Source organism: Arthrobacter sp. Hor0625 (genome assembly GCF_052567525.1).
On record NZ_CP199586.1, the window covers coordinates 2,246,434 to 2,269,579 of the forward strand.

Genomic DNA, 23,146 nt, shown 5'->3' on the forward strand with positions numbered 1-23,146 from the left:
TGAATTTAGGCAAATTAAGCCGCCGTTCCGCACCAATTGTTGCAGCTCGATAACGAACTTTATTCGCGGTCAACTTTCGTGCCCTTCCGCCCTGCCGGGGGTTTACGCTTCATGCCATGTGAGACGCGCCACACTGCCGCTGGGGGAGTGTGGACGTCCTTCTGGTGCCGTTGGCGCCGGTCTCATCCACACCACAGAAACAAGGAGGCGGAATGCGCTTCGGTCGTATTTCCAAAGCAGTGGGGGTCGCGGCAGCAGCAGCGCTCGCACTGAGCGCCTGCGCCGGCAACAGCGGGGGGTCAACCCCGTCGTCCGCTGCCGCGGCAGGCAAGTCAGGGGGCTCGGCTACGGTCGTCGAGGTCAACGCGTTCAACACGTTCAACCCCAATACCGCTGACGGCAACACTGACATCAACTCCAAGGTCAGCTACGCCACCCACTCCGGGTTCTTCTACATCGACAACAAACTGAACGTTGTACGCAACGAAAAGTTCGGCAAGATGGAAAAGGTCTCAGACAACCCGCTGACCGTGAAGTACACCATCAACGACGGTGTTAAGTGGTCCGACGGCACCCCCGTCTCGGCAGCCGACCTGGTGCTGCAGTGGGCGGCGTTCTCCGGCTACTACAACGACGCCGATGCCGAGGGCAAGAAGGGTACGACCTACTTCTCCTACGCTGGCGACCCGACCGGCCTGGCGCTGACCGACTTCCCTGAACTCGGTGACGACAACCGCTCCATCACCCTGAAGTACTCGAAGCCGTTCGCCGACTGGGAGATCGCCCTCGGCGGCCCCGGCATCGACATTCCGGCGCACGTCCTCGCCAAGAAGGCCGGCCTGGCCGACGCCAAGGCGTTCGTTGACATGATTAAGGGCATGCCGCGCGGCGACGCCAAGAACCCGAAGCCCGCCAACAAGCAGCTCAAGGCCATGGCGGACATGTGGAACACCGGCTTCGACACCAAGACGCTGCCGGCCGATCCTAGCCTCTTCCTCTCCAACGGCCCTTACGTCGTCAAGGCGATGAACCAGGACCAGTCCCTGACCATGGTCAAGAACAAGGACTACAACTGGGGCCCGGAGGCCAAGCTCGACGAAATCACCGTCCGCTACATCGGTGAGGCTCCCGCCCAGGTCCAGGCGCTGAAGAACGGCGAGGCTGACATCATCGCCCCGCAGGCGTCCGCCGACACGGTGGAGCAGCTTAAGGCCCTCGAAAGCCAGGGCGTCACGGTTGAGGTGGGCAACCAGCTCTCCTACGACCACATCGACCTGAACTACAGCGGCCCGTTCGCTGACAAGAACGTCCGCGAAGCCTTCATGAAGACGGTTCCGCGCAAGGACATCGTGGACAAGATCGTCAAGAAGCTTGACGAAAACGCCAAGCCGCTGGACTCCCAGCTCTTCGTCCCGGACCAGGCCAAGTACGCCGACTCCGTCAAGGACAACGGCTCTTCCGCCTACCAGGATGTTGACATCGAGGGCGCCAAGAAGCTGCTCAACGGTGCCACGCCGTCCGTCCGCATCATGTACAACAAGGACAACCCCAACCGTGTTGACGCCTTCTCCCTGATCCGCGAGTCCGCCGGCAAGGCAGGCTTCAAGGTCGTCGACGGCGGCCTCGGCAAGTCCGACTGGGGCAAGGCCCTCGGTGACGGCAGCTACGACGCCACCATCTTCGGCTGGATCAACTCGGGTGTCGGCGTCTCCGGCGTTCCGCAGATCTTCAAGTCCGGCAACGACTCGAACTTCAACAAGTTCAGCGATCCGGAAGCCGACAAGCTGATGGACGAGCTCATCGTCACCACCGACAAGGCCAAGCAGGATGACATCATCCAGCAGATCGACAAGAAGATCTGGGCCTCCGCCTACGGCCTGCCGCTGTTCCAGGCAGTGGGTGTGGACGCGTACAGCGACCGCATCACCGGCGTGAAGTACATGCCGAACCAGACCGGTGTCTGGTGGAACTTCTGGGAGTGGGCTCAGAAGTAGCCCGCCACCGCAAGTGACACATAGCTAGCTGAAGGCGTCGGGACCACGGCTTTACGGTCCCGACGCCTTTCTAGCGACCCTCCCCGGCGATGAATGGCGCAGCCGCATCGGCCGGGGGATCCGGCCTAACTCTGCGACCGGTCCGGGCGATCCCTGGGCCCGAATACCGAGGTTCTATTCCCCATGGTGACCTACATAGTCCGGCGGCTTCTGACTGCCGCCCTCATTCTTCTCGGCGCATCCTTCCTGGTGTATCTCCTGACAGCGGCGTCAGGCGATCCCCTCGAGGAGTACCGCGCCATCAACGCGGCCAACAAGCAGCAACTGATGGACGCCCGCACCGAACTCCTGCAGCTGGACGTCCCCCCGCCGCTGCGCTACTTCAAGTGGCTCGGCGGTGCGGCCCAGTGCCTCGTCCCCTTCGCCGGCACCTGTGATCTCGGCAAGAACATCGTCGGCCAGCCCGTCACGGACGCCCTCGGCCACGCCCTGGTCCAGACCCTGACCCTGGTTACCGGCGCCACGGTCCTCGCCATCCTGATCGGCATCACCCTGGGCATCATCACGGCCCTGCGCCAGTACAGCGCCCTTGACTACGGCGTGACGTTCATGGCCTTCCTGTTCTTCTCCCTGCCGATCTTCTGGGTCGCCGTCCTGCTCAAGGAATTCGGCGCCATCGGCTTCAACAACTTCCTGCGGAACCCCGAGATACCGCTCGTAACCGCCATCGGCATCGGCCTCGCCCTCGGCGCCGTGATCGCGGTGGCGGTCGGCGGGGAGCTCAAGCGCCGCGTCCTCGCCGGCGGCGTCGTGTTCCTGTTCGTGACCGCCATCCTCATCTACTTCTCCGCCACCGAATGGTTCAAGACCCCCGGCCTGGGCCCGGTACTGATCGCGATCGCCGGCGTGGGCCTCGCCTTCGCCGTCACCCTGCTGACCGCCGGGCTGAAGAACCGCAAGGCCCTGCAGTCCTCGCTGATCGCCGTCGGCGTCGGCGTCGTGCTCTACTTCGTCGTCCAGCCCCTGCTGGACCAGGCAACGTTCCTCATGATCGCGCTGCTGGGCGTCGCGACCGTCCTGGTCGGCCTGGGCATTGGCTACCTGGTGGGCGGCTACGACCGCGGGCAGTCCATGCGCGCCGCTGCCATCACCTCGTTCCTGGTCGGCTTCATGGTGCTGCTGGACCGCTTCATGCAGGCCTGGCCCAGCTACTTCAACAACAGCAGGGTCCGTGGCCGCCCGATCGCCACCATCGGGGCGAGCACGCCGAACATCGAAGGCGATTTCTGGGTCCTTGGCCTGGACACGTTCACCCACCTGATCCTGCCGACCCTGGCCCTGATTCTGATCTCGCTGGCCAGCTACACCCGGTTCACCCGCGCCTCGATGCTGGAAATCATGAACATGGACTACATCCGGACCGCCCGGGCCAAGGGCCTGACGGAACGGACCGTCGTCATGCGCCACGCATTCCGCAACGCGCTGATCCCGATCGCCACGATCGTCGCCTTCGACATCGGCGGCCTGATCGGCGGCGCCGTCATCACCGAATCGGTCTTCTCCGTCCGGGGCATGGGCTTCCTCTTCCTGGACGGCATCTCGCACGTCGACCCGAACCCCGTCATGGGTGTCTTCCTGTGTGTCGCCATCACCGCCATGGTGTTCAACCTCATCGCGGACCTCGCCTACTCCGCACTTGATCCGCGCGTAAGGGTAAAAGCATGAGCCAGCCAAGCCAGCAAGACGAAATCATGGCCGAAGAGGCCGCACTGCCCCAGCCGCCCGCGGCCGGCATCGAGCCCGTCCTCGAGGCCAAGGGCCTGAGCCAGGGGCAGATTGTCCGGAAACGCTTCCTTGGACACTCCGGCGCCATCATCGGCCTGGTCGTGTTCGCGTTCATCTTCATCCTGGCCTTCACCTCGGTCGGCTACCTCGGCATCCCGGGCTGGTGGAAGTACAACCACGAGCAGGTCTCCCCGCTGGTCAACGACGGCGCACCGACCTCGTCGCTGTGGCCGCTGGCCTGGGGCGAGCACCCCTTCGGCCAGGACCGGATCGGCCGCGACCTGTTCGCCATGACCATGCGCGGGGCGCAGCAGTCCATCACCGTCATGGTCGTCATCGGCCTCATCGCCGGCCTGATCGGCGTCGTTGTCGGCGCGGTCTCCGGCTACTTCCGCGGCTGGGCCGAGGCCATCCTGATGCGCCTGACGGACGTCATCATCATCATTCCCGCGCTCCTGCTGGCCGCCGTCATGGCGCAGATGGCCGGCCGTCGCGACTCGGGCAGCTGGTTCTCCGCCTTCGCCAGCACCAACGGCGTCCTGGCCCTGGGCATCTTCCTGGGCCTGATCAGCTGGGTCAGCCTCGCTCGCCTGATGCGCGGCGAGTTCCTCTCGCTGCGCGAGCGGGAGTTCGTGGACGCCGCACGGATCTCCGGGGCCAGCAACGCCCGGATCATTTTCAAGCACATCCTGCCGAACGCCGTCGGCGTGCTGATCGTCAACGTCACGCTCACCATGTCCGCGGCCATCCTCACCGAGACGGCGCTGAGCTTCCTCGGCGTCGGGGTCAAGGCCCCGGACACCTCCCTGGGCCTGCTCATCTCGCAGAACCAGCAGGCCTTCTCCACCCGGCCCTGGCTGTTTTGGTTCCCCGGCCTGTTCATCGTGCTGATCTGCCTGAGCATCAACTTCATCGGCGACGGCCTGCGTGACGCCTTCGACCCGCGGCAGAAGAAGTTCAACGCCAAGAAGGCCAAGGACGCCGAACGGAAGCCGGAACCTGCCCCGGTCACGGCACTCGACGGACCCGGGGACCGCTAAATGCGGTGCTGCCCCGACACCGGCCGCCGGCTACCCGGCGGCCACCGCCCAGTAGCTGGCGGCCAGCAGAAGCAGGTCGCCGGCCACGGCTGCCCAGCGCGGACGCACCTGGGCGGCGGCCCCGTGGCCGGTGTCCAGCGAGCCGCTTTCGACCAGGTCCCGCCAGCGCGTGCGCACCAGCTGGGCTGCCTGGCCGGAATCGGTGGTCTTGAGGTCACCGGGACGGACCGACCTGCCCGGGCCGTAGCTGGTGTCCGGCAGTCCGTGCAGGTCTTCGGGGCGGGCGTTGCGCCCGCCCCAGATGCCTGGGGCCGGCGCGGCCCAGGCCGCGTAGCTGCGCTCAGCCGTCACCAGCGTCAGGGCGTACCGGGTGTCGACGTGCACCAGCGCGGCCCACGGCACCAGGACGGAGCGGAACGGGTTCTCCAGGGTGACGCCGCCGTCGTGCACCGCGACGGCGGGCATCCAGAAAAACTGCCAGCCCAGCAGTGCGAGCAGCAGCAGCGGCGCAGTGGTCGGCAGTGCCGCCACACCGGCCGAGGCGACCGTCACCACCAGGCCGACCGCGGCCACGGCCCAGGCCAGCCAGGCGAACCATTTGTTCGTCCGGGCCTTGAAGACTTCGACGTTTCCGGCAGAGGGCACAGTGCTCATGCCCCCAATAATTCAGTATTCCGAGTTCCAGCACTAATCACCGGTGCGGCGGCGGCTCGGGCGGAAGGAAAAATCCATCATGACTGACTTCATCACCCTGGACCCGGCCCCGGCTCCCGCGCCCGGCAGAGGCGACACCGTCCTGGAGGTCCGTGACCTGAGCGTCGATTTCGGCGTGGACAAGAAGTGGGTTCCCGCGGCCATCGGCCTGAACTACGAGGTCCGCGCCGGCGAGGTGCTGGCGATCGTGGGGGAGTCCGGCTCCGGCAAGAGCGCCAGCTCGATGGCCCTCCTGGGCCTGCTGCCCAGCAACAGCCGGGTGAGCGGCAGCGTCAAGCTCGCAGGCCAGGAACTGCTCGGCGGCAACGAGGCGAACATTCGGTCCGTCCGCGGCAAGGACGTCGCGGTCATCTTCCAGGAACCGATGACGGCGCTCAACCCGGTCTACACCGTCGGCGCGCAGATCGTGGAAACCATCCGGCTGCACAACGAGGTGTCGCCGGACCAGGCGCGCGAACGCGCGCTGCGGATGCTCGAGCTCGTGGAGCTGCCGGACCCGGAGAAGGCCTACAAGTCCTACCCGCACCAGCTCTCCGGCGGACAGCGCCAGCGTGCCATGATCGCCCAGTCGCTCTCCTGCGACCCCAAGCTGCTGATCGCGGACGAACCCACGACGGCGCTTGACGTGACCGTCCAGGCCGAAATCCTCGACCTCATGCGCAACCTCCGCAACAAGCTGGACAGCGCGATCGTGCTGATCACCCACGACATGGGCGTCGTCGCCGACCTCGCCGACCGGATCGCCGTCATGCGCCGCGGACTCATCGTCGAAACCGGCACCGCCGCAGAGATCTTCCACAACCCGCAGCACGAATACACCAGGGCGCTCCTGGCCGCCGTCCCCCACCTGGGGCAGGGCGGGGCGGCCAGCGACGACGACGTCGATGTCACCGCCGCCCTCGCAGCGGACACCCACGCCGACCTGGACGCGGTTCCGCGGTCGGAACTGCTGCGGCGGGAACGCGAAAACGAAGCGGCACTGGCCGCGGCAGCAGGCGCGGCGGGCGCCGCGGCGAAGGAGCAGGGCGAGCCGGTGCTGGAACTGACCGACGTCGCGATCGAATACCCGAAGCAGGGCCGGGTTCCCGCCTTCCGCGCTGTGGAAGGAGCCAACCTCGCGATCTACCCGGGCCAGGTCGTGGGTCTCGTGGGGGAGTCGGGGTCCGGCAAGACCACCATCGGGCGCGCCGCCGTTGGCCTGCTGCCGGTGGCCGCCGGCACCATGAAGGTGGTGGGGCAGGACATCTCCGCTGCCAAGAGGAACGGCCGGCAGTTGCACGAAATGCGCCGGCACGTCGGCATGGTTTTCCAGGATCCCTCGTCCTCGCTGAACCCCCGGCTGCCGATCGGCGAGAGCATCGGCGAACCGATGTTCCTCGCCGGCGTGGCCAAGGGCGCCGAACTGCAGTCGCGCATCGAGGCGCTGCTGGACCAGGTTGAACTCCCGCGCGACTACCGCAACCGGTATCCGCATGAGCTCTCCGGCGGGCAGAAGCAGCGCGTCGGCATCGCCCGGGCGCTGTCGCTGAAGCCGAAGCTGATGGTGGCGGACGAACCGACGTCGGCCCTGGACGTCTCGGTCCAGGCCAAGGTGCTTGAACTCTTCCAGAACCTGCAGAAGGAGCTTGGTTTTGCCTGCCTGTTCGTCACCCACGACCTCGCCGTCGTCGACGTGCTCGCCGACCGGATCTGCGTGATGCAGCGGGGCCGGATCGTGGAGCAGGGCACCCGCGACCAGATCCTTCGCAACCCGCAGGAGCCCTACACCCAGCGCCTCCTGGCCGCCGTGCCGCTGCCCGATCCGGAGAAGCAGCGGGAGCGCCGGGAGCTGCGCGCCCAGCTCCTCTCGGGCGCCAGCTGACACGGCCAGAGCCCCGATTTCCGGTTAATGGACTGTAACCCGGAGGTGTGATTGAGCGAATAGTACCAGCGAGTAACGTATGACTTGAAATGCGTTTCGATTGACGCTAGCCGTCACGGAGTTGTCGAGTCACGGTTTGGCAACGGAGTTCCATTATTCGGACTCCTTGCGGTTAGGCTACTTCCATATGTAGGCCACGTCACAGGGCATCCCTGTGCCCGGGCCTGCCGGGAAGCATAAGTCTCTCCCGCACGAACTCCCACAACTCATAGGAGGCGGAATGCGTTTTTCGCGCACTTCCAAAGCATTGGGCGTCATGGCAATCGCCGCTCTCGCCCTGACCGGCTGCGGTGGCGGCGGTTCGACCGCCGGCGGCAGCACCGGCGGCGACGCCAGCAAGGTCATCATCGCTGACGGTTCCGAACCGCAGCGCCCGCTCATGCCGGCCGACACCAACGAAGTTGGCGGCGGCAAGGTCATCGACCTCATCTTCGCCGGCCTGGTCAGCTACGACCCCAGCGGCAAGCCCGTGAACGAACTGGCCGAGTCCATCGAGGGCAAGGACGGCAAAAACTTCACCATCAAGCTCAAGAAGGACCAGAAGTTCACCAACGGCGAGGCGATCACCGCCAAGACGTTCGTGGATTCCTGGAACTTCGGTGCGGCTGCGAAGAACGCCCAGCTCAGCGGCAGCTTCTTCGAAAGCATCAAGGGTTACGACGAGGCCAGCGCCGAAGGCTCCAAGGTCGAGACCATGTCCGGCCTCAAGGTCGTCGACGACCTGACCTTCACCGTTGAACTGAAGCAGCCCGAATCCGACTGGCCGCTGCGCCTCGGCTACAGCGCCTTCGTGCCGGTTCCCTCCGGCGCCCTGAAGGACCCGAAGGGCTTCGGCGAGAAGCCGGTCGGCAACGGCCCGTACAAGCTGGCCGACGGCGGCTGGCAGCACAACGTGCAGATCCAGCTCGTCCCGAACCCGGAGTACAACGGCCCGCGCAAGGCCAAGAACGCCGGCGTGACGTTCAAGATCTTCCAGAACGACGACGCCGCGTACCAGGACCTGCTGTCCAACAACCTGGACATCCTGCAGACCATCCCCACGAGCGCGCTGAAGAACTTCAAGTCCGACCTCGGTGACCGCACCATCAACAAGCCGTACGCCGGCAACCAGACCATCGCGATTCCGGAATACCTGCCGGAGTGGAGCGGCGAAGCCGGCAAGCTGCGCCGCCAGGCCCTCTCCATGGCCATCAACCGCGATGAAATCACCAAGGTCATCTTCAGCGGCGCCCGCCAGCCCGCGAAGGACTTCACCGCTCCCGTCCTGGACGGCTACAGCGACTCGATCCCGGGTTCCGAGAACCTGAAGTTCGACGCCGAGAAGGCCAAGGCCACCTGGGCCAAGGCCGACGCCATCCAGAAGTGGGATGCGAACAAGACCTTCACCATCGCCTACAACGCCGACAAGGGCGGCCACAAGGCCTGGGTCGAGGCTGTCGTGAACCAGCTGAAGAACACCCTCGGCATCAAGGTCGAAGGCAAGCCGTACGCCACCTTCAAGGAAGCCCGCAACGACGCGACCGCCGGCACCCTGACCGGTTCGATCCGCGCCGGCTGGCAGGCCGACTACCCGTCGCTGTACAACTTCCTCGGCCCGATCTACAAGACCGGCGCCGGCTCCAACGACGCACGCTACGCCAACCCGGCATTCGACAAGGCCATCTCTGAAGGCCTCGCCGCTTCCTCGGTCAGCGAAGGCAACAAGGCCATGAACAAGGCCCAGGAAATCCTCCTGACCGACCTTCCGGCCATCCCGCTGTGGTACCAGGTCGCCCAGGGCGGCTGGAGCGACAAGGTCACCAACGTTGACTACGGCTGGAACGGTGTTCCGCTGTACTACAACATCTCCGGTAAGTAATAACTGAACAACGGCGGGGGCTGCCTGGTTGGGGCCCCCGCCGTTGTTTTGCTTCCACCCATTTCTAGGCACCCGCTCCGGCCGGTGTACTCCGCAGCCGGACCGCCGTGACCGCACCGGCGGGGGGCTGCAAACCATAGTGAAAAGGTTCTTTGATGAACAACTCCGCCGCATCCTTGGACAGGATGCCTGCTGACGGGGGTGTCCTTCGCTGATGGCGACCTACATCCTCAAGCGTTTCCTGCAGCTGATCCCGGTCTTCCTCGGTGCCACGCTGCTGGTCTATTTTCTGGTCTTCAGCCTGCCCGGCGACCCTATCGTGGCACTCTTCGGCGACAAGCCGGTCAACGAGGCCGTGGCCGCGCGGCTGCGCGAGCAGTACCACCTGGATCAGCCGTTCTGGATCCAATACCTGCTCTACCTCAAGGGCATCTTCACCTTTGACCTCGGCCAGGACTTCTCCGGACGTCCGATCGCCGCCGTGCTGGGCGAAGTTTTCCCGGTCACGGCACGCCTGGCCGTCATGGCCCTGATCTTCGAGGCCGTCTTCGGCATCATCTTCGGCCTGATCGCCGGCCTGCGTAAGGGCAAGTTCTTCGACGCGACCGTGCTCGTCGCCTCGCTGATCGTGATCGGCATCCCGATCTTCGTCCTCGGCTTCCTGCTGCAGTTCACCATCGGCGTCCAGCTCGGCTGGGCGAAGCCGACGGTCAGTTCCGCCGCCACGGTGCAGGACCTGATCCTGCCCGCGATCGTGCTGGGCCTGGGTTCCTTCGCCTACGTGCTGCGCCTGACCCGCACGTCCGTGATCGAGAACATGAACGCGGACTACGTCCGCACCGCCACCGCCAAGGGCCTGTCCCGGTTCCGCGTCGTACGCGTGCACATCCTGCGCAACTCGCTGATCCCGGTCATCACCTTCCTCGGCGCCGACCTCGGCGCGCTGATGGGCGGCGCGATCGTCACCGAAGGCATCTTCAACGTGCCCGGCGTCGGCAACCGGCTCTACCGGGCCGTCACGCAGGGCGAGGGCCCCACCGTCGTCTCGATCGTTACCGTCCTGGTGCTGATCTACGTCGTGTCCAACCTGCTCGTAGACCTGCTGTACGCCTGGCTTGACCCAAGGATCCGCTATGACGCCTGAGAACATCGCCCCCGACCAGCGCTCCGCCGCGCCGGCCCGGCGGCACATCGAACACTTCGTCGCTGACTTTGCCGAGACGCCGCTGCAGGCAACCGACAAGGTCAAAGAGGACCAGGCCCCGCTCAGCCTCTGGGGGGAGGCCTGGAAAAACCTGCGGCGGCAGCCGCTGTTCCTGATCTCGGCGTTCCTGATCCTTGTCGTCGTCGCCGTCTCGCTCTTTCCCTCGCTGTTCTCCGGCATCGACCCGGCCTCCGAGGCGTGCCAACTGGCGAACTCCGACGCGGGTCCGGCGGCCGGCCACCCGCTCGGGTTCACCCAGCAGGGCTGCGACGTCTACGCCCGGGTCATCTTTGGTACCCGTTCCTCCGTGACCGTAGGCCTGTTCACCACCCTCGGCGTGCTGCTGATCGGCGGCATCATGGGTGCCCTCGCCGGCTACTACGGCGGTTGGGTCGACGCGGTCCTGGCCCGGGTCAATGACATCTTCTTCGCGCTGCCGCTGATCCTCGGCGCCATCGTGATGATGCAGCTGCCCGTGTTCCGTGCCAACCGCACGGCGTGGACGCTGGTGCTGATCCTGGTCACCTTCGGCTGGCCGCAGATCGCCCGCATCACCCGCGGCGCCGTCATCGAGGTCCGCAACGCGGACTTCGTCACGGCCGCCCGCTCGCTCGGCGTCTCCAAGTTCGGTGCGCTGCTGCGCCACGTGCTGCCGAACTCACTGGCGCCGATCATCGTCGTGGCGACCATCTCGCTGGGAACTTTCATCGTGGCCGAGTCCACGCTGTCATTCCTCGGCATCGGACTGCCGCCGAGCGTCATGTCCTGGGGCAATGACATCCAGGCGGCGCAGGCGTCGCTGCGGTCCAACCCGATGCCGCTGCTCTGGCCGGCCATCGCGCTCTCCATCACCGTCCTGAGCTTCATCATGCTGGGCGACGCCCTGCGCGATGCGCTCGATCCCAAAGCGCGCAAGCGATGAAAGGGGACGCCATGAACGCCTCTGTCGAAATCCACGAAGCCGGCGCGTCCGCCGAACGGCCGCTCCTTGAAATCAAGGACCTGGCAATCAGCTTCACCACCAGCAATGGCGAGGTCAACGCGGTCCGCAACGCCCACCTGACCGTGATGCCCGGTGAGACCGTCGCGATCGTCGGCGAGTCCGGCTCCGGCAAGTCCACCACGGCGCTGGCCGCGATCGGCCTGCTGCCGGGCAACGGCCGGGTGGCGGCTGGCCAGGTGCTCTTCGACGGCGAGGACATCGCCCACGCCTCGGAGAAGCGCATGATCGAGCTGCGCGGCAACAGCATCGGCATGGTGCCGCAGGACCCGATGTCCAACCTCAACCCGGTCTGGAAGATCGGCTACCAGGTCCGTGAAACGCTCAAGGCCAACGGCCTGCCCAGCGGCCCGGACGACGTCGCCAAGGTGCTGTCTGAAGCCGGACTGCCGGACGCGTCGCGCCGCGCCAACCAGTACCCGCACGAGTTCTCGGGCGGCATGCGCCAGCGGGCCCTGATCGCCATCGGCCTGTCCTGCCAGCCGCGCCTGCTCATCGCCGATGAGCCGACGTCGGCGCTGGACGTCACCGTGCAGCGGCAGATCCTGGACCACCTCGACAAGATGACCACCGAGCTCGGCACCGCCGTGCTGCTGATCACGCACGACCTGGGTCTCGCCGCCGAACGCGCCGACAAGGTCGTGGTGATGTACCGCGGCCAGGTCGTCGAGTCCGGCCCGTCGCTGGAGCTTTTGCGGAACCCGCAGCACCCGTACACCCAGCGGCTGGTGGCCTCGGCGCCGTCGCTGGCTTCCCGGCGCATCCAGGCTGCCAAGGAACTCGGCGTCGAATCCGGCGACCTGCTGGCCCCGGCCGAGGAAGCGGCGGTCGAAACGTCGATGCCCGAAGAGGTGCTGCAGATTGAGAACCTGACCAAGGTCTTCAAGCTGCGGTCCGGGTTCGGTCGCTCCACCGACTTCACCGCCGTGGACAACGTCTCCTTCAGCGTCAAGCGCGGGACGACGACGGCGATTGTGGGGGAGTCCGGTTCGGGCAAGTCCACCGTGGCTCAGATGGTCCTGAACCTGCTGCAGCCCACCTCGGGCAAGATCGTGTTCGACGGCGTCGACACCTCCACGCTCAACAGCAAGGAGATCTTCGCGTTCCGGCGGCGGGTGCAGCCGATCTTCCAGGACCCGTACGGTTCGCTGGATCCGATGTACAACATCTTCCGGACCATCGAGGAACCGCTGCGCACCCACAAGATCGGGGACAAGGCCAGCCGCGAGAAGAAGGTCCGGGAGCTGCTGGACCAGGTGGCGCTGCCGCAGTCCACCATGCAGCGGTACCCGAACGAACTCTCCGGCGGCCAGCGCCAGCGCGTAGCCATCGCCCGGGCCCTGGCCCTCGACCCCGAGGTGATCATCTGCGACGAGGCAGTCTCGGCGCTCGACGTTTTGGTCCAGGCGCAGGTGCTGAACCTGCTGGCGGACCTGCAGTCGCGGCTGGGCCTGACCTACCTGTTCATCACCCATGACCTCGCGGTCGTCCGGCAGATCGCCGACCACGTGTGCGTGATGGAGAAGGGCAAGCTGGTCGAGACCGGTTCCACGGACGAGGTGTTCGACTCGCCGCAGCAGGACTACACCAAGGCCCTGCTCAACGCGATCCCGGGGGCGCACCTGATGCTGCCGCCGGAAGCGGCCTCGGCCTAGCTGTTCTGCCCCTGCGGAAGCGGGCCGGCATCCACGTGGGTGGGTGCCGGCCCGCTTTTCTGTCCTACGGATTCCCGACCCGGGGTGGCCGTTCGGTGGGGAGGCCGCTTAGATCAGCCCGAGGTCCGCGAGCCGCTCTTCGAGCAGGACGGCGGCTGCCTCGTGCCCGTCCGCATCCAGATGGCGGTCATCGGCCAAGTGATCCGCCAGCCCGTAGCGGGTCAGCCAGTCACCCACACTGACGAACGACAGTCCGTACTCCTTGGCCACAGACCCCAGCAACGAATCCACTTCCGACCGGCGTCCGCCGCCGGCGTGGGCGCCGCGGGCCAGCGTGCCCACCAGCACGACGTCGGCCTCCGGGTAACGCTCCTCGACGGCCTCGATCAGCCGCTCAGCATGCTCTGCGATGTCGACGTTGGAGGCTCCGCGCGTGGCGTCGTTTCCGCCGCCTTCGATGAGAACCACCGGAGGATCTCCGTAAGGCAGCTGCCAGTCACCACTTTCCAAGGCGTCGATGTAGTTGCCGCGGGAACTGCTGGCGGCGACGAACCCGGTGCCGCTGCCGCCGCAAAAATAGACGTCGTAGCCCAGCCGTCCCAGCGCGAGCCGGGGCCAGCTCTCCGCGGGCTCGGACTGGGAGTCTCCGATCAGCACCGCGGTGTTCTCGATATCTTCGACAATGACTTCATTCCGGCCGTTAGACGGGTTCCGGTACAGGGCGCCGGGGGGCAGGTTGTCCGGGTCGACCACCGTCTTCCGGCGTACCGAACCGGCGGCGGCCGGCTGGCCGGGACCGGGAGCGGCGGCGGCCGCGTGCTGGACGCGGTCCGTAGTCCTTTCCGGCGCCCGGGACTCCGCCGCCGGGCTGCAGCCGCCGACGAACAAGGCGGCGGCGAGAAGGGAAGGGATGGCACAGGCCACTTTCGGGGCTCTTCGCATGTGGGACTCCCCGTGTGCTCGTAGTTACTTCAGCAATAATGGGGCATCGCCCGGGCTATAGCCAGTGACTTTGGTCACTTGGAGCGGTCACAGCGTTCCAATTTGGTAACGGGGCGGGAGAGCGGCGGTCCGGGATTTTAGGACGATAAATGCCCGAGCGTCTAGAATGGATGAAGGCGCCCTGTGCCAAGGGCCTTGTCCGTCGTGCGTTCCGGTTGGAAATGTCGCGATACCTCAGCTGACTTCACCACTGAATCGAGCAATAACGCATGTCTGAAACCTCCACCAACACTGCGGTAGCCACTGCATCGCGCAGTGACCTGCGCAACGTAGCGATCGTGGCCCACGTTGACCACGGCAAGACCACTCTGGTCGACGCCATGCTCAAGCAGACCCATTCCTTTGCCGAGCACAACCACGTAGAAGACCGCGTCATGGACTCCGGGGACCTGGAGCGCGAAAAGGGCATCACCATCCTGGCGAAGAACACCACTGTCGCCTACAACGGTCCGTCCTCGAACGGCGAGACCATCACCATCAACGTGATCGACACCCCCGGCCACGCCGACTTCGGCGGCGAGGTCGAGCGCGGCCTGTCCATGGTCGACGGCGTCGTCCTGCTTGTCGATGCCTCTGAGGGCCCGCTGCCCCAGACCCGCTTCGTGCTGCGCAAGGCCCTGGCCGCGCACCTGCCCGTGATCCTGCTGGTCAACAAGACCGACCGCCCCGACGCGCGGATCGAAGAGGTCGTGCACGAGTCCATGGACCTGCTCCTGGGCCTCGCCTCCGACCTGGCCGACGAGGTCCCCGACCTGGATCTGGACAAGATCCTTGAGGTCCCCGTCGTGTACGCCGCCGCCAAGGTCGGCCGCGCCTCCCTGGAGCAGCCCGCCGACGGCACCGCTCCGGAGAACGAGGATCTTGAGCCGCTGTTCAAGACGATCATCGAGCACATCCCGGCTCCGACATACAACCCGGAGGGTGTGCTCCAGGCGCACGTCACCAACCTCGACGCCTCCCCGTTCCTCGGCCGCCTGGCCCTGCTGCGTATCTACAACGGCACCCTGCGCAAGGGCCAGACTGTGGCCTGGGCCCGCGCAAACGGCGAGCTGAAGAACGTCAAGATCACCGAGCTGCTCGCCACCAAGGCCCTCGAGCGCGTTCCGGCGGAGTCCGCCGGCCCCGGTGAAATTGTCGCCGTCGCCGGCATCGAGGAGATCACCATCGGTGAAACCCTGACCGACGCCGAGAACCCGCAGCCGCTGCCGCTGATCACCGTGGATGACCCCGCGATCTCGATGACCATCGGTATCAACACCTCGCCGCTGGCCGGCAAGGTCAAGGGCGCCAAGGTCACGGCCCGCCAGGTCAAGGACCGCCTGGACAAGGAACTGATCGGTAACGTCTCCATCAAGGTGCTCCCCACCGAGCGTCCGGACGCCTGGGAAGTCCAGGGCCGCGGCGAGCTTGCGCTGGCCATCCTGGTGGAGCAGATGCGCCGTGAAGGCTTCGAGCTGACCGTGGGCAAGCCGCAGGTGGTCACCAAGACCATCGACGGCAAGGTCCACGAGCCGATGGAACACATGACCATCGACGTGCCGGAAGAGTACCTCGGCGCGGTTACCCAGCTGATGGCCGCCCGCAAGGGCCGGATGACCAACATGGCCAACCACGGCACCGGCTGGTGCCGCATGGAGTTCATCGTTCCGGCCCGTGGCCTGATCGGTTTCCGCACCAAGTTCCTCACGGACACCCGTGGCGCCGGCATTGCTGCCTCCATCTCCGAGGGCTACGAGCCGTGGGCCGGCCCCATCGAGTACCGCACCAACGGTTCGATGGTTGCCGACCGCGCCGGTGTGGTGACCCCGTTCGCCATGATCAACCTGCAGGAACGCGGCTCCTTCTTCGTCAAGCCCACCTCCGAGGTGTATGAGGGCATGATCGTCGGCGAGAACTCTCGCGCCGACGACATGGACGTCAACATCACCAAGGAAAAGAAGCTCACCAACATGCGTGCCGCGTCCTCGGACTCCTTCGAGAACCTGACGCCGCCGCGCGAGCTGACCCTGGAGGAATGCCTCGAGTTCGCCCGTGAGGACGAGTGCGTCGAGGTTACCCCGGAGGACATCCGCATCCGCAAGGTCATCCTGGACTCGAACGAGCGGGCCAAGGCCACCCGCGCCCGCGCGAAGGCCTGATCCCGGTCCCCGGACTCCGGTTCAGTTGTGACTAGGAGGGCTGCCGGTGCGGCAGGCGGCATTGCCGCCGCCGTACCGGCAGCCCTTTTTGCTGCCCTCGCTGGGACGGTCCTGCACGGCCAGGACGTCCTGCTAGCCGGCGTGGAGGTGCCGTGGGGCGCTGGTGCGGCGCTGCTGTTGCTCGCCGCCGTCGAACTCTGGCTTGGCGCGGCGTTCCGTTCCCTGCTCCCGACGGCGGCCTGCGGCGTGCTCTGCTATGCGCTGGTTGGGTGGTGGTCGACGCTCCCGCCGGGCAAGCGGCTCATCATCGGAGACCTTGCCGGGAACCTCTGGATCTATGGCATTGCCGTCGTTACGGTGGGCATGCTCGTTTGGTGCCGCCGCTACCGGCGGCCCTGACCTTCCCGGGCCGGTGGCGGACATGTCCATCCGGCCTGCAGACCCGCCGGTGACGGACATGCCCATCCCTGGGAGTGAGGGCTGGGCACGTCAGGTTATGCCCAGCGCTGGTCCCCGGCCGCGGACATGCCCATCCGGCCTGCAGCCCCGCCGGGGACGGACATGCTTACTCGTGGCCGTCGGGACCGGCATGCCGGGTTATGCCCACTGCCGGTTGTGGCCCCCGGGCAAGCGTTCTGCACATAGCGGAGTCCGGTGCTGTGCGCCTGCAACCCCGGACCGCCACCATGAGCGGATGAACAGACTGAGCGAGGTTATGGCAAAGTACGACGGCGTCGCCCGGGCTAAGCATCTTGCCGCCGCCGGCGTCTCCACGACCCGGCTGCGGGCCGCGATGGCCGACGGCGCCGTCACCCGTATCGCCCGCGGGGTTTACGCCGCGCCGGGCGCCGACCCGCAACTGGTCGCCATTCGATCCCTTCCGGCGGAGCCGGCCTGCGTGACGGCGGCGGTGCTGAGCGGTCTCTGGGTGATGCAGGCTCCCGCTCAGCCGCATATCGCCATCACCCACAGCCGCGCCTACCCGGGTTTCGTCTGCCACCGGACCAGCGCGCCGCCCAGTCTCGCCGACACGGTCATACAGTCTCTGCGCTGCCTGCCCGAGCTGGACGGGCTTGCCGTGGCCGAATCCGCTGTCGTGCTCAAAGGGCTGCCCCTGGCGGAGCTGCGCCGGGGTCTGGCCGGGCGAAACGATGCCCGGGAGCGTCGGCTCGTAGCTGCGATCGTGCCGCGGTCACAGTCCATCATCGAGTGCATGGCCCGGTATCTCCTCCGGCGTGCGGGCTACCTGGTCGAGTCACAGGTCAACATTCCCGGCATGGGACACCTGGATCTCATGGTCGACGGGCGGCTTGGCATTGAGGCCGACGGCGCGGAGTTTCACATGGACCGGACAAGCTTCGAGGAAGACCGGCGCCGATGGAACGTGACCACCCGGCTGGGCGTGCCAACCCTCGTGGTGAGCTACTCGCTGCTCAGATATCGCCCGCAGGAATTCCTGGCCCTCGTCCGGGATACGCTGCGCCGGCTCCCGGCCGCCGCATAACACCGGGCAGACAGTGGACGGCCGGACTTGCCAGCAACGGGCATGTCCTGCGGACCCGGTCGGGAATGGGCATGTCCGGCTACGCCAAGTGGCCGCGGCCGGGAACGGGGTGTCCGGTGCCTTCGGCTAAGAGAGGGCGTGTCCGGCCGGTGTGGCGAGGACCGGGCATATCCGGTTATGCCCAGTGGCCGCGGCGAAGGATGGGCATGTCCGGCGGGTGGCGGGCCGGGCGAGAACTGAGCATGTCCAGCAGACAGGGCCAGGAATGGGCATTACCTGTTATGTCCAGCGGCCGCGGCTAAGGATGGGCATGTCCGGCGGGGGAGTGGGGGCCGGGAGTGGTCGTTACGGAAGGGCGGCGGAAGGACCGGGCCGGCGGCGGGCCGGGGGCGGCGGCACCGGCTTGGCCGCCAGGACGACGGCGAGCGGCACGACGACGTCGGACCGCCTGGTGCGGATGGTGCAGTCGGTGTCGGTGCGGCCCACCAGCTCACCGAGGGCGTCCGTCATGCCGCCCTCGATGCGGTACCGGACGACCACCCGGGTGCCCAGGCCTGCGGCAGCGAGGAACGCCTGGGGCGGCGGCATTGAGGCATTCACCCCTCCATCCTAGGTCCGCAGAAGGTCCCCGGAAGGTCCGGCCAATCGTCCGCCCGACAGACCGCCAGAGCGTCCCGCTGACTAACCCTTGCGGACCCCTGTGACGCCCGGCTAGGTTCGCGGACGCAGGCTGGGAGATAATAGGCTCGGAAGTCAGCAGCCCGGCGCTCAGGCCGGGCACGATCCGGCCGGACGCCGGACCCAACGTGGAGAGGCCAGGGACGTGACGTACGTAATCGCGCAGCCGTGTGTTGATGTCAAGGACAAGGCATGTATTGAAGAGTGCCCGGTCGACTGCATCTACGAGGGCGAGCGCTCCCTGTACATCCACCCGGACGAGTGCGTGGACTGCGGCGCCTGCGAGCCGGTGTGCCCCGTCGAGGCCATCTACTACGAGGATGACACCCCGGAGGAATGGGCGGACTATTACAAAGCCAACGTTGAGTTCTTCGACGTGCTCGGCTCGCCCGGCGGCGCCGCGAAGATCGGCAACACGCACACGGACCACCCCATGATCGCGGCCCTGCCGCCGCAAAACCAGGACCACTAGGACGGCGCCCCGGTGACCTCTGCCGTGCGCAGCTTCGGCCTCAGCCTGCCCGACTACCCGTGGGAAGCCATGGCCCCGTACCTGGCCCGCGCGGCGGAACACCCCGGCGGCGTCGTGAACCTCTCGATCGGTACCCCCGTCGACGACACGCCAGCCCTGGTTCAGGAGGCGCTCCGCGCCGCGGCCAACGCTCCGGGCTACCCGACAGTGCACGGCACGCCGGCGCTCCGCGAGGCCATCGCGGACTGGTTCGAGCGGCGCCGCGGCGTCCCCGGCTTGAACCCGGACCATGTCATGCCCACCGTGGGGTCCAAGGAGCTCGTGGCCTGGCTGCCGTTCCTGCTCGGCCTCAAGGCCGGCGACGTCGTCGTGCGGCCAACGGTGGCGTACCCCACCTACGACATCGGGGCCACCTTCGCGGGGGCCGAGCACGTGGCAGCGGATGACCTGGACGAACTCGACGCCGGCACCCGCGCCCGGGTCCGGCTCATCTGGGTTAACTCCCCGGGCAATCCCACCGGCAGCGTCCGCGACGCGGCGTCCCTGACGAGGCTCGTCGCGCAGGCGCGGGAAGTCGGCGCCGTCGTGGCCTCCGACGAGTGCTACGCCGAGCTTGGCTGGGGCGAATGGGATGTCCAGCGCGGCGGGGAGCCCGTTCCCAGCATCCTGGATCCGCGCGTCTGCGGCGGCTCGCATGACGGCCTCCTGGCGGTGTACTCGCTGAGCAAGCAGTCCAACTTGGCCGGCTACCGCGCCGCCTTCGTGGCCGGGGATGGCGCGCTCATGGCCAACCTCGTCAACAGTCGCAAGCATGCGGGCATGATCGTTCCCTTCCCCGTGCAGGAAGCCATGCGGGTGGCCCTCGGCGACGACGGCCACGTCCAGGCGCAGAAGGACCTGTACCGGGGCCGCCGGGAGCGGATCCTGCCAGCCCTCAAGCGCTTCGGCCTGGCCATCCATGAGTCCCGTGCCGGGCTCTACCTCTGGTCCACCGCCGGCGAAGACACCTGGGAGACCGTGGGCAGGCTCGCGGACCGGGGCATCGTCGTCGGTCCCGGCGTGTTCTACGGCGACGCCGGGAACGGCTTCATCCGGGTGGCGCTGACAGCCGCCGACGAGCGGATCGACGCCGCCGTCGAACGCTTGGCTACGGGACCGTAACAATGCTGTGATGCGGGCCACAAGATGCCCGGTTTGAGGGCCTTTGGGCCGCATCGGATTAGTGCCACCCGCGAACTGCCGGTAGTTTTTAACTGACTATCAATGGTGGCTTTCCACAAGAAGGCAGCGCGGCCGTTGGAATCCGTGTCCAGATGCAGGTTCCGTGGGCGGCTTCACCAGATGTTGGATCAAGCTTTCAACAAGGGGCCCAGATGCCTCATGAGGAGAATCCATGACTGAGACCACCAGCGCAACCCTGCGTCACGCGGGCGGCGAGCTCGAGCTGCCCCGCATCAAGGTTGTTGAGGGAAACGAGGGCTACGACGTTTCCAAGCTGCTGAAGCAGACCGGCGCCGTTGCCTTTGACCCCGGGTTCATGAACACCGCGGCCACCACCTCCGCCATCACCTACATCGACGGCGACGCCGGCATCCTGCGCTACCGCGGATACCCGATCGAGCAGCTCGCCCAGCACTCCAGCTTCCTCGAAGTGTCCTACCTGCTGATCTACGGCAACCTGCCGACGCCGGCGGAGCTTGAGGCCTTCGATCAGCGGATCCGCCACCACACCCTGCTGCACGAGGAGCTCAAGGGCTTCTTCAGCGGCTTCCCGCGCGACGCCCACCCGATGCCGGTCCTGTCCTCGGCCGTGTCCGCGCTCTCGACCTTCTACCAGGATTCGCTGGACCCCTTCAACGCCGAGCAGGTCGAGGTCTCGACCTACCGCCTGCTGGCCAAGATGCCGGTCATTGCCGCATACGCCCTGAAAAAGTCCGTCGGCCAGCCGATGCTGTACCCGGACAACTCGCACAACCTCGTCGAGAACTTCCTGCGCCTGAGCTTCGGCCTGCCCGCCGAGCAGTACGAGGTGGACCCGGTCGTCGCCAAGGCCCTGGACCTGCTCCTGATCCTGCACGCCGACCACGAGCAGAACTGCTCCACCTCGACGGTCCGGCTGGTCGGATCCTCCAACGCCAACCTCTTCGCCTCCGTCTCGGCCGGCATCAACGCCCTCTTCGGCCCCGCCCACGGCGGCGCCAACGAGGCCGTGCTCAAGATGCTCCGCCAGATCCAGGCCGACGGCATCAAGCCCGAGGACTACATGGAGAAGGTCAAGAACAAGGAAGACGGCGTCCGCCTCATGGGCTTCGGGCACCGGGTCTACAAGAACTACGACCCGCGCGCCAAGATCGTCAAGGCCACCGCCCACGAGATCCTCAGCAAGCTCGGCGGCAACGACGAACTGCTGGACATCGCCCTCCGCCTCGAAGAGAAGGCGCTGCAGGATGACTACTTCATCGAGCGCAAGCTCTACCCGAACGTGGACTTCTACACCGGCCTGATCTACAAGGCCATGGGCTTCCCGGAGAAGATGTTCACCGTCCTCTTCGCGATCGGCCGCCTGCCGGGCTGGATCGCGCAGTGGCGTGAAATGATCAGTGACCCGAACACCAAGATCGGCCGCCCGCGGCAGCTCTACACGGGTGAGCCGGAACGGCAGTACCCGACGGTCTAAGCTCCGGATACACGACGCCGGCCGCGCACCTCACCCACCAGGCGCGCGGCCGGCGCCGGCGTTTAAGGGCGCAGCCCACCCTGCCGGCTACCGATCCTGCCGTGATACGGGAGTTACAGGTGTGACCGGCGTGGGGACGCCGGTCAACGGCCCATCCGTGCTAAAAAAGACCAATGCCCAAATTTGTCGACGCCGCTTTGCGGCGCCAGGAAGTAGTGGACGCCGTCTTCCGAATTGTCGCCGCCGACGGCCTGGAACGGGCGTCCCTGCGCGAAGTGGCTGACGAAGCCAATCTCGCTGTGGGCTCAGTGCGGCACTACTTCGCCAGCAGCGATGAGCTCCTGGCCCATTCCTTCGGCGCGGTTGTGGACCGCATTGCCGGCCGGCTCGACGCCGCCGAAGCCCGCCTGCCGGGATCCCCCGGCTCGGCCGAACACCGGGCCGCGGTGCTGGAGCTGCTGAAGGAACTGCTCCCGCTGGACGAGGAGCGGGCCGTCGACGCCTGCGTCTGGATGGCCTTCAAGAACGCAGCACGGACCCGCCCGTTCCTCGCCCCGGAGGCGGACCGCAGCCACCGCACGGTTGCCGCCGTCGTCGGACGCCTGATGATCGACCTGGCCGGCGGCGCCGGCGACCCGGACCACCAGCGGCTGGTCACCGAGGCCGAGCGGCTCCTCGCCACCCTCGACGGCCTGACGATGCACGCCCTGCTGCAGCCGGAATGGATGACCGCGCAGATGTGCCACGACGTCCTGGACGCCCACCTGGCGAGCCTGGGCGGTCCGGGCACAGGCCGTTGACCGCCGCCATTACCGCGCGGGGACATCAGGAATAGACTGGAAAAGTACGTGCTGCCAAGGGAGGCAAATCGGATGCACCACACAGGCGGTCCCGGCTGGCGAATCACCATGGACACCTCCGGCCCTATGCTCATAGCGCTGTATGTTCGAGACGCCGCCGGCCTGGATACCGCGGGCCACCCGGCGCTCTGCCATGTGGCCCCGAAGATCCGGCCCTCCGACCACACGCACCTGATCAACGAAGTCGGCGGGATGCCGGCGTTGAAGACGGAGTGGGAAGCCTGGTGGGCCCAGCTGCTCAAGGCCCACCCCGAGATGGAGCCGGAGCTCGGGCCGCCGGGTTTCCGGGCTTTCGGCAACTCCCCGGCCCTGCGGCGGGTGCTGCAGGCACACTTCGGCGCGGCGCTTAGCTGGGCGCGGGAGCGCCGCGGCGAGTACCTCGCGCTCGAAGCGGAGCGGGACGCCAGCGGCGCCACCCAGCTGCTCGCCGACATGGTGGATGACCGGTTGCTCGAAGTGGGCCGCGCCGCCCGGGATTTCGAACTGACCATCATCGAGCTCCCGCTCGCCGAACCGCGGGCCTGGTACCTGGAACCGGACAAGATCATCATGAGCTCGGCCCTGCTCTCCGAACCCGAGCTGTTCCGCAGCTACGTCCAGCCGGTCGTCGACCTGCTGGTCTGAGCCCGCCGCCGGGTCGGCCG

The 23,146-nt window shown here is 66.7% G+C and carries 19 protein-coding genes; 16 read left to right on the top strand and 3 right to left on the bottom strand.

All coding sequences use genetic code 11. The features are described 5' to 3' along the window. Positions 1-212 precede the first annotated feature (212 nt). The 3 genes from ACTWLI_RS10415 (at position 213) to ACTWLI_RS10425 (ending at position 4,819) form a co-directional block, all read left to right on the top strand. Entirely contained in the window at positions 213-1,994 is a 1,782-nt protein-coding gene (locus tag ACTWLI_RS10415; protein WP_445153795.1) for an ABC transporter family substrate-binding protein, read from the top strand. Between the two features lie 183 nt (positions 1,995-2,177). Then, positions 2,178-3,719, top strand: a complete 1,542-nt coding sequence (locus ACTWLI_RS10420) for an ABC transporter permease (protein WP_445153796.1) — start codon at positions 2,178-2,180, stop codon at positions 3,717-3,719. After that, positions 3,716-4,819: an ABC transporter permease gene (locus ACTWLI_RS10425; RefSeq protein WP_445153797.1), complete on the top strand. Its 1,104-nt coding sequence runs from the start codon at positions 3,716-3,718 to the stop codon at positions 4,817-4,819. Before ACTWLI_RS10420 ends, ACTWLI_RS10425 begins: the two co-directional genes overlap by 4 nt. A gap of 30 nt (positions 4,820-4,849) precedes the next feature. On the opposite strand, the gene ACTWLI_RS10430 is transcribed toward ACTWLI_RS10425, so the two are convergent. Then, on the bottom strand, positions 4,850-5,473 hold the full coding sequence (locus tag ACTWLI_RS10430) for a PH domain-containing protein (RefSeq protein WP_445153798.1): 624 nt from the start codon (positions 5,471-5,473) through the stop codon (positions 4,850-4,852). A gap of 79 nt (positions 5,474-5,552) precedes the next feature. Between ACTWLI_RS10430 and ACTWLI_RS10435 the strand changes: the two genes are divergently transcribed. The 5 genes from ACTWLI_RS10435 to ACTWLI_RS10455 all read left to right on the top strand — a co-directional run bounded on the left by ACTWLI_RS10435 (position 5,553) and on the right by ACTWLI_RS10455 (position 13,171). After that, positions 5,553-7,394: an ABC transporter ATP-binding protein gene (locus ACTWLI_RS10435; RefSeq protein ID WP_445153799.1), complete on the top strand. Its 1,842-nt coding sequence runs from the start codon at positions 5,553-5,555 to the stop codon at positions 7,392-7,394. A gap of 280 nt (positions 7,395-7,674) precedes the next feature. Next, positions 7,675-9,312: a peptide ABC transporter substrate-binding protein gene (locus ACTWLI_RS10440; protein ID WP_445153800.1), complete on the top strand. Its 1,638-nt coding sequence runs from the start codon at positions 7,675-7,677 to the stop codon at positions 9,310-9,312. 214 nt (positions 9,313-9,526) lie between these two features. After that, on the top strand, positions 9,527-10,456 hold the full coding sequence (locus ACTWLI_RS10445; protein ID WP_445153801.1) for an ABC transporter permease: 930 nt from the start codon (positions 9,527-9,529) through the stop codon (positions 10,454-10,456). Further along, positions 10,446-11,438 (top strand): ABC transporter permease, encoded by a 993-nt coding sequence (locus tag ACTWLI_RS10450; RefSeq protein WP_445153802.1) that lies wholly within the window; start codon positions 10,446-10,448, stop codon positions 11,436-11,438. Before ACTWLI_RS10445 ends, ACTWLI_RS10450 begins: the two co-directional genes overlap by 11 nt. Before the next feature lie 11 nt (positions 11,439-11,449). Then, positions 11,450-13,171 carry an ABC transporter ATP-binding protein gene (locus tag ACTWLI_RS10455; protein ID WP_445153803.1) on the top strand — a complete coding sequence of 574 codons (1,722 nt, stop codon included), beginning with the start codon at positions 11,450-11,452 and terminating at the stop codon, positions 13,169-13,171. Positions 13,172-13,279: 108 nt separating this feature from the next. Here the strand turns inward: ACTWLI_RS10455 and ACTWLI_RS10460 are convergent, their stop codons facing one another. After that, complete coding sequence (locus ACTWLI_RS10460) at positions 13,280-14,113, bottom strand: SGNH/GDSL hydrolase family protein (RefSeq protein ID WP_445153804.1); 834 nt, start codon at positions 14,111-14,113, stop codon at positions 13,280-13,282. 269 nt (positions 14,114-14,382) lie between these two features. Between ACTWLI_RS10460 and typA the strand changes: the two genes are divergently transcribed. The 3 genes from typA to ACTWLI_RS10475 all read left to right on the top strand — a co-directional run bounded on the left by typA (position 14,383) and on the right by ACTWLI_RS10475 (position 17,815). Next, complete coding sequence (gene typA / locus ACTWLI_RS10465) at positions 14,383-16,311, top strand: translational GTPase TypA (protein ID WP_445153805.1); 1,929 nt, start codon at positions 14,383-14,385, stop codon at positions 16,309-16,311. 27 nt (positions 16,312-16,338) lie between these two features. Further along, a complete protein-coding gene (locus ACTWLI_RS10470) occupies positions 16,339-16,710 on the top strand; it encodes a hypothetical protein (RefSeq protein WP_445153806.1) in 372 nt (123 codons plus the stop codon). A 295-nt stretch (positions 16,711-17,005) separates the two neighbouring features. Then, entirely contained in the window at positions 17,006-17,815 is an 810-nt protein-coding gene (locus ACTWLI_RS10475; RefSeq protein ID WP_445153807.1) for a type IV toxin-antitoxin system AbiEi family antitoxin domain-containing protein, read from the top strand. A 345-nt stretch (positions 17,816-18,160) separates the two neighbouring features. On the opposite strand, the gene ACTWLI_RS10480 is transcribed toward ACTWLI_RS10475, so the two are convergent. Further along, positions 18,161-18,415, bottom strand: coding sequence for a putative acetyltransferase (locus tag ACTWLI_RS10480; RefSeq protein ID WP_445153808.1), 255 nt, complete (start codon positions 18,413-18,415; stop codon positions 18,161-18,163). Positions 18,416-18,638: 223 nt separating this feature from the next. On the opposite strand from ACTWLI_RS10480, the gene fdxA reads away from it, so the two are divergent. The 5 genes from fdxA (at position 18,639) to ACTWLI_RS10505 (ending at position 23,126) form a co-directional block, all read left to right on the top strand. Next, positions 18,639-18,965, top strand: coding sequence for a ferredoxin (fdxA, locus tag ACTWLI_RS10485; RefSeq protein ID WP_290255783.1), 327 nt, complete (start codon positions 18,639-18,641; stop codon positions 18,963-18,965). 12 nt (positions 18,966-18,977) lie between these two features. Further along, positions 18,978-20,126, top strand: a complete 1,149-nt coding sequence (dapC, locus tag ACTWLI_RS10490; RefSeq protein ID WP_445153809.1) for a succinyldiaminopimelate transaminase — start codon at positions 18,978-18,980, stop codon at positions 20,124-20,126. 232 nt (positions 20,127-20,358) lie between these two features. Beyond that, positions 20,359-21,642, top strand: coding sequence for a citrate synthase (locus ACTWLI_RS10495; RefSeq protein WP_056737940.1), 1,284 nt, complete (start codon positions 20,359-20,361; stop codon positions 21,640-21,642). 173 nt (positions 21,643-21,815) lie between these two features. Beyond that, positions 21,816-22,442 carry a TetR/AcrR family transcriptional regulator gene (locus ACTWLI_RS10500; RefSeq protein WP_445153810.1) on the top strand — a complete coding sequence of 209 codons (627 nt, stop codon included), beginning with the start codon at positions 21,816-21,818 and terminating at the stop codon, positions 22,440-22,442. Between the two features lie 72 nt (positions 22,443-22,514). Beyond that, complete coding sequence (locus tag ACTWLI_RS10505) at positions 22,515-23,126, top strand: hypothetical protein (protein ID WP_445153811.1); 612 nt, start codon at positions 22,515-22,517, stop codon at positions 23,124-23,126. The last annotated feature ends 20 nt before the right edge of the window (positions 23,127-23,146 follow it).

Coding starts and splice junctions, on each gene's coding strand:
- ACTWLI_RS10450 (WP_445153802.1), top strand. CDS start 10,446: ATGACGCCTGAGAACATCGCCCCCGACCAGCGCTCCGCCGCGCCGGCC.
- ACTWLI_RS10460 (WP_445153804.1), bottom strand. CDS start 14,113: ATGCGAAGAGCCCCGAAAGTGGCCTGTGCCATCCCTTCCCTTCTCGCC.
- ACTWLI_RS10500 (WP_445153810.1), top strand. CDS start 21,816: ATGCCCAAATTTGTCGACGCCGCTTTGCGGCGCCAGGAAGTAGTGGAC.
- ACTWLI_RS10425 (WP_445153797.1), top strand. CDS start 3,716: ATGAGCCAGCCAAGCCAGCAAGACGAAATCATGGCCGAAGAGGCCGCA.
- typA (WP_445153805.1), top strand. CDS start 14,383: ATGTCTGAAACCTCCACCAACACTGCGGTAGCCACTGCATCGCGCAGT.
- ACTWLI_RS10455 (WP_445153803.1), top strand. CDS start 11,450: ATGAACGCCTCTGTCGAAATCCACGAAGCCGGCGCGTCCGCCGAACGG.
- ACTWLI_RS10440 (WP_445153800.1), top strand. CDS start 7,675: ATGCGTTTTTCGCGCACTTCCAAAGCATTGGGCGTCATGGCAATCGCC.
- ACTWLI_RS10505 (WP_445153811.1), top strand. CDS start 22,515: ATGCACCACACAGGCGGTCCCGGCTGGCGAATCACCATGGACACCTCC.
- ACTWLI_RS10495 (WP_056737940.1), top strand. CDS start 20,359: ATGACTGAGACCACCAGCGCAACCCTGCGTCACGCGGGCGGCGAGCTC.
- ACTWLI_RS10435 (WP_445153799.1), top strand. CDS start 5,553: ATGACTGACTTCATCACCCTGGACCCGGCCCCGGCTCCCGCGCCCGGC.
- ACTWLI_RS10420 (WP_445153796.1), top strand. CDS start 2,178: ATGGTGACCTACATAGTCCGGCGGCTTCTGACTGCCGCCCTCATTCTT.
- ACTWLI_RS10430 (WP_445153798.1), bottom strand. CDS start 5,473: ATGAGCACTGTGCCCTCTGCCGGAAACGTCGAAGTCTTCAAGGCCCGG.
- ACTWLI_RS10475 (WP_445153807.1), top strand. CDS start 17,006: ATGAACAGACTGAGCGAGGTTATGGCAAAGTACGACGGCGTCGCCCGG.
- ACTWLI_RS10445 (WP_445153801.1), top strand. CDS start 9,527: ATGGCGACCTACATCCTCAAGCGTTTCCTGCAGCTGATCCCGGTCTTC.
- ACTWLI_RS10415 (WP_445153795.1), top strand. CDS start 213: ATGCGCTTCGGTCGTATTTCCAAAGCAGTGGGGGTCGCGGCAGCAGCA.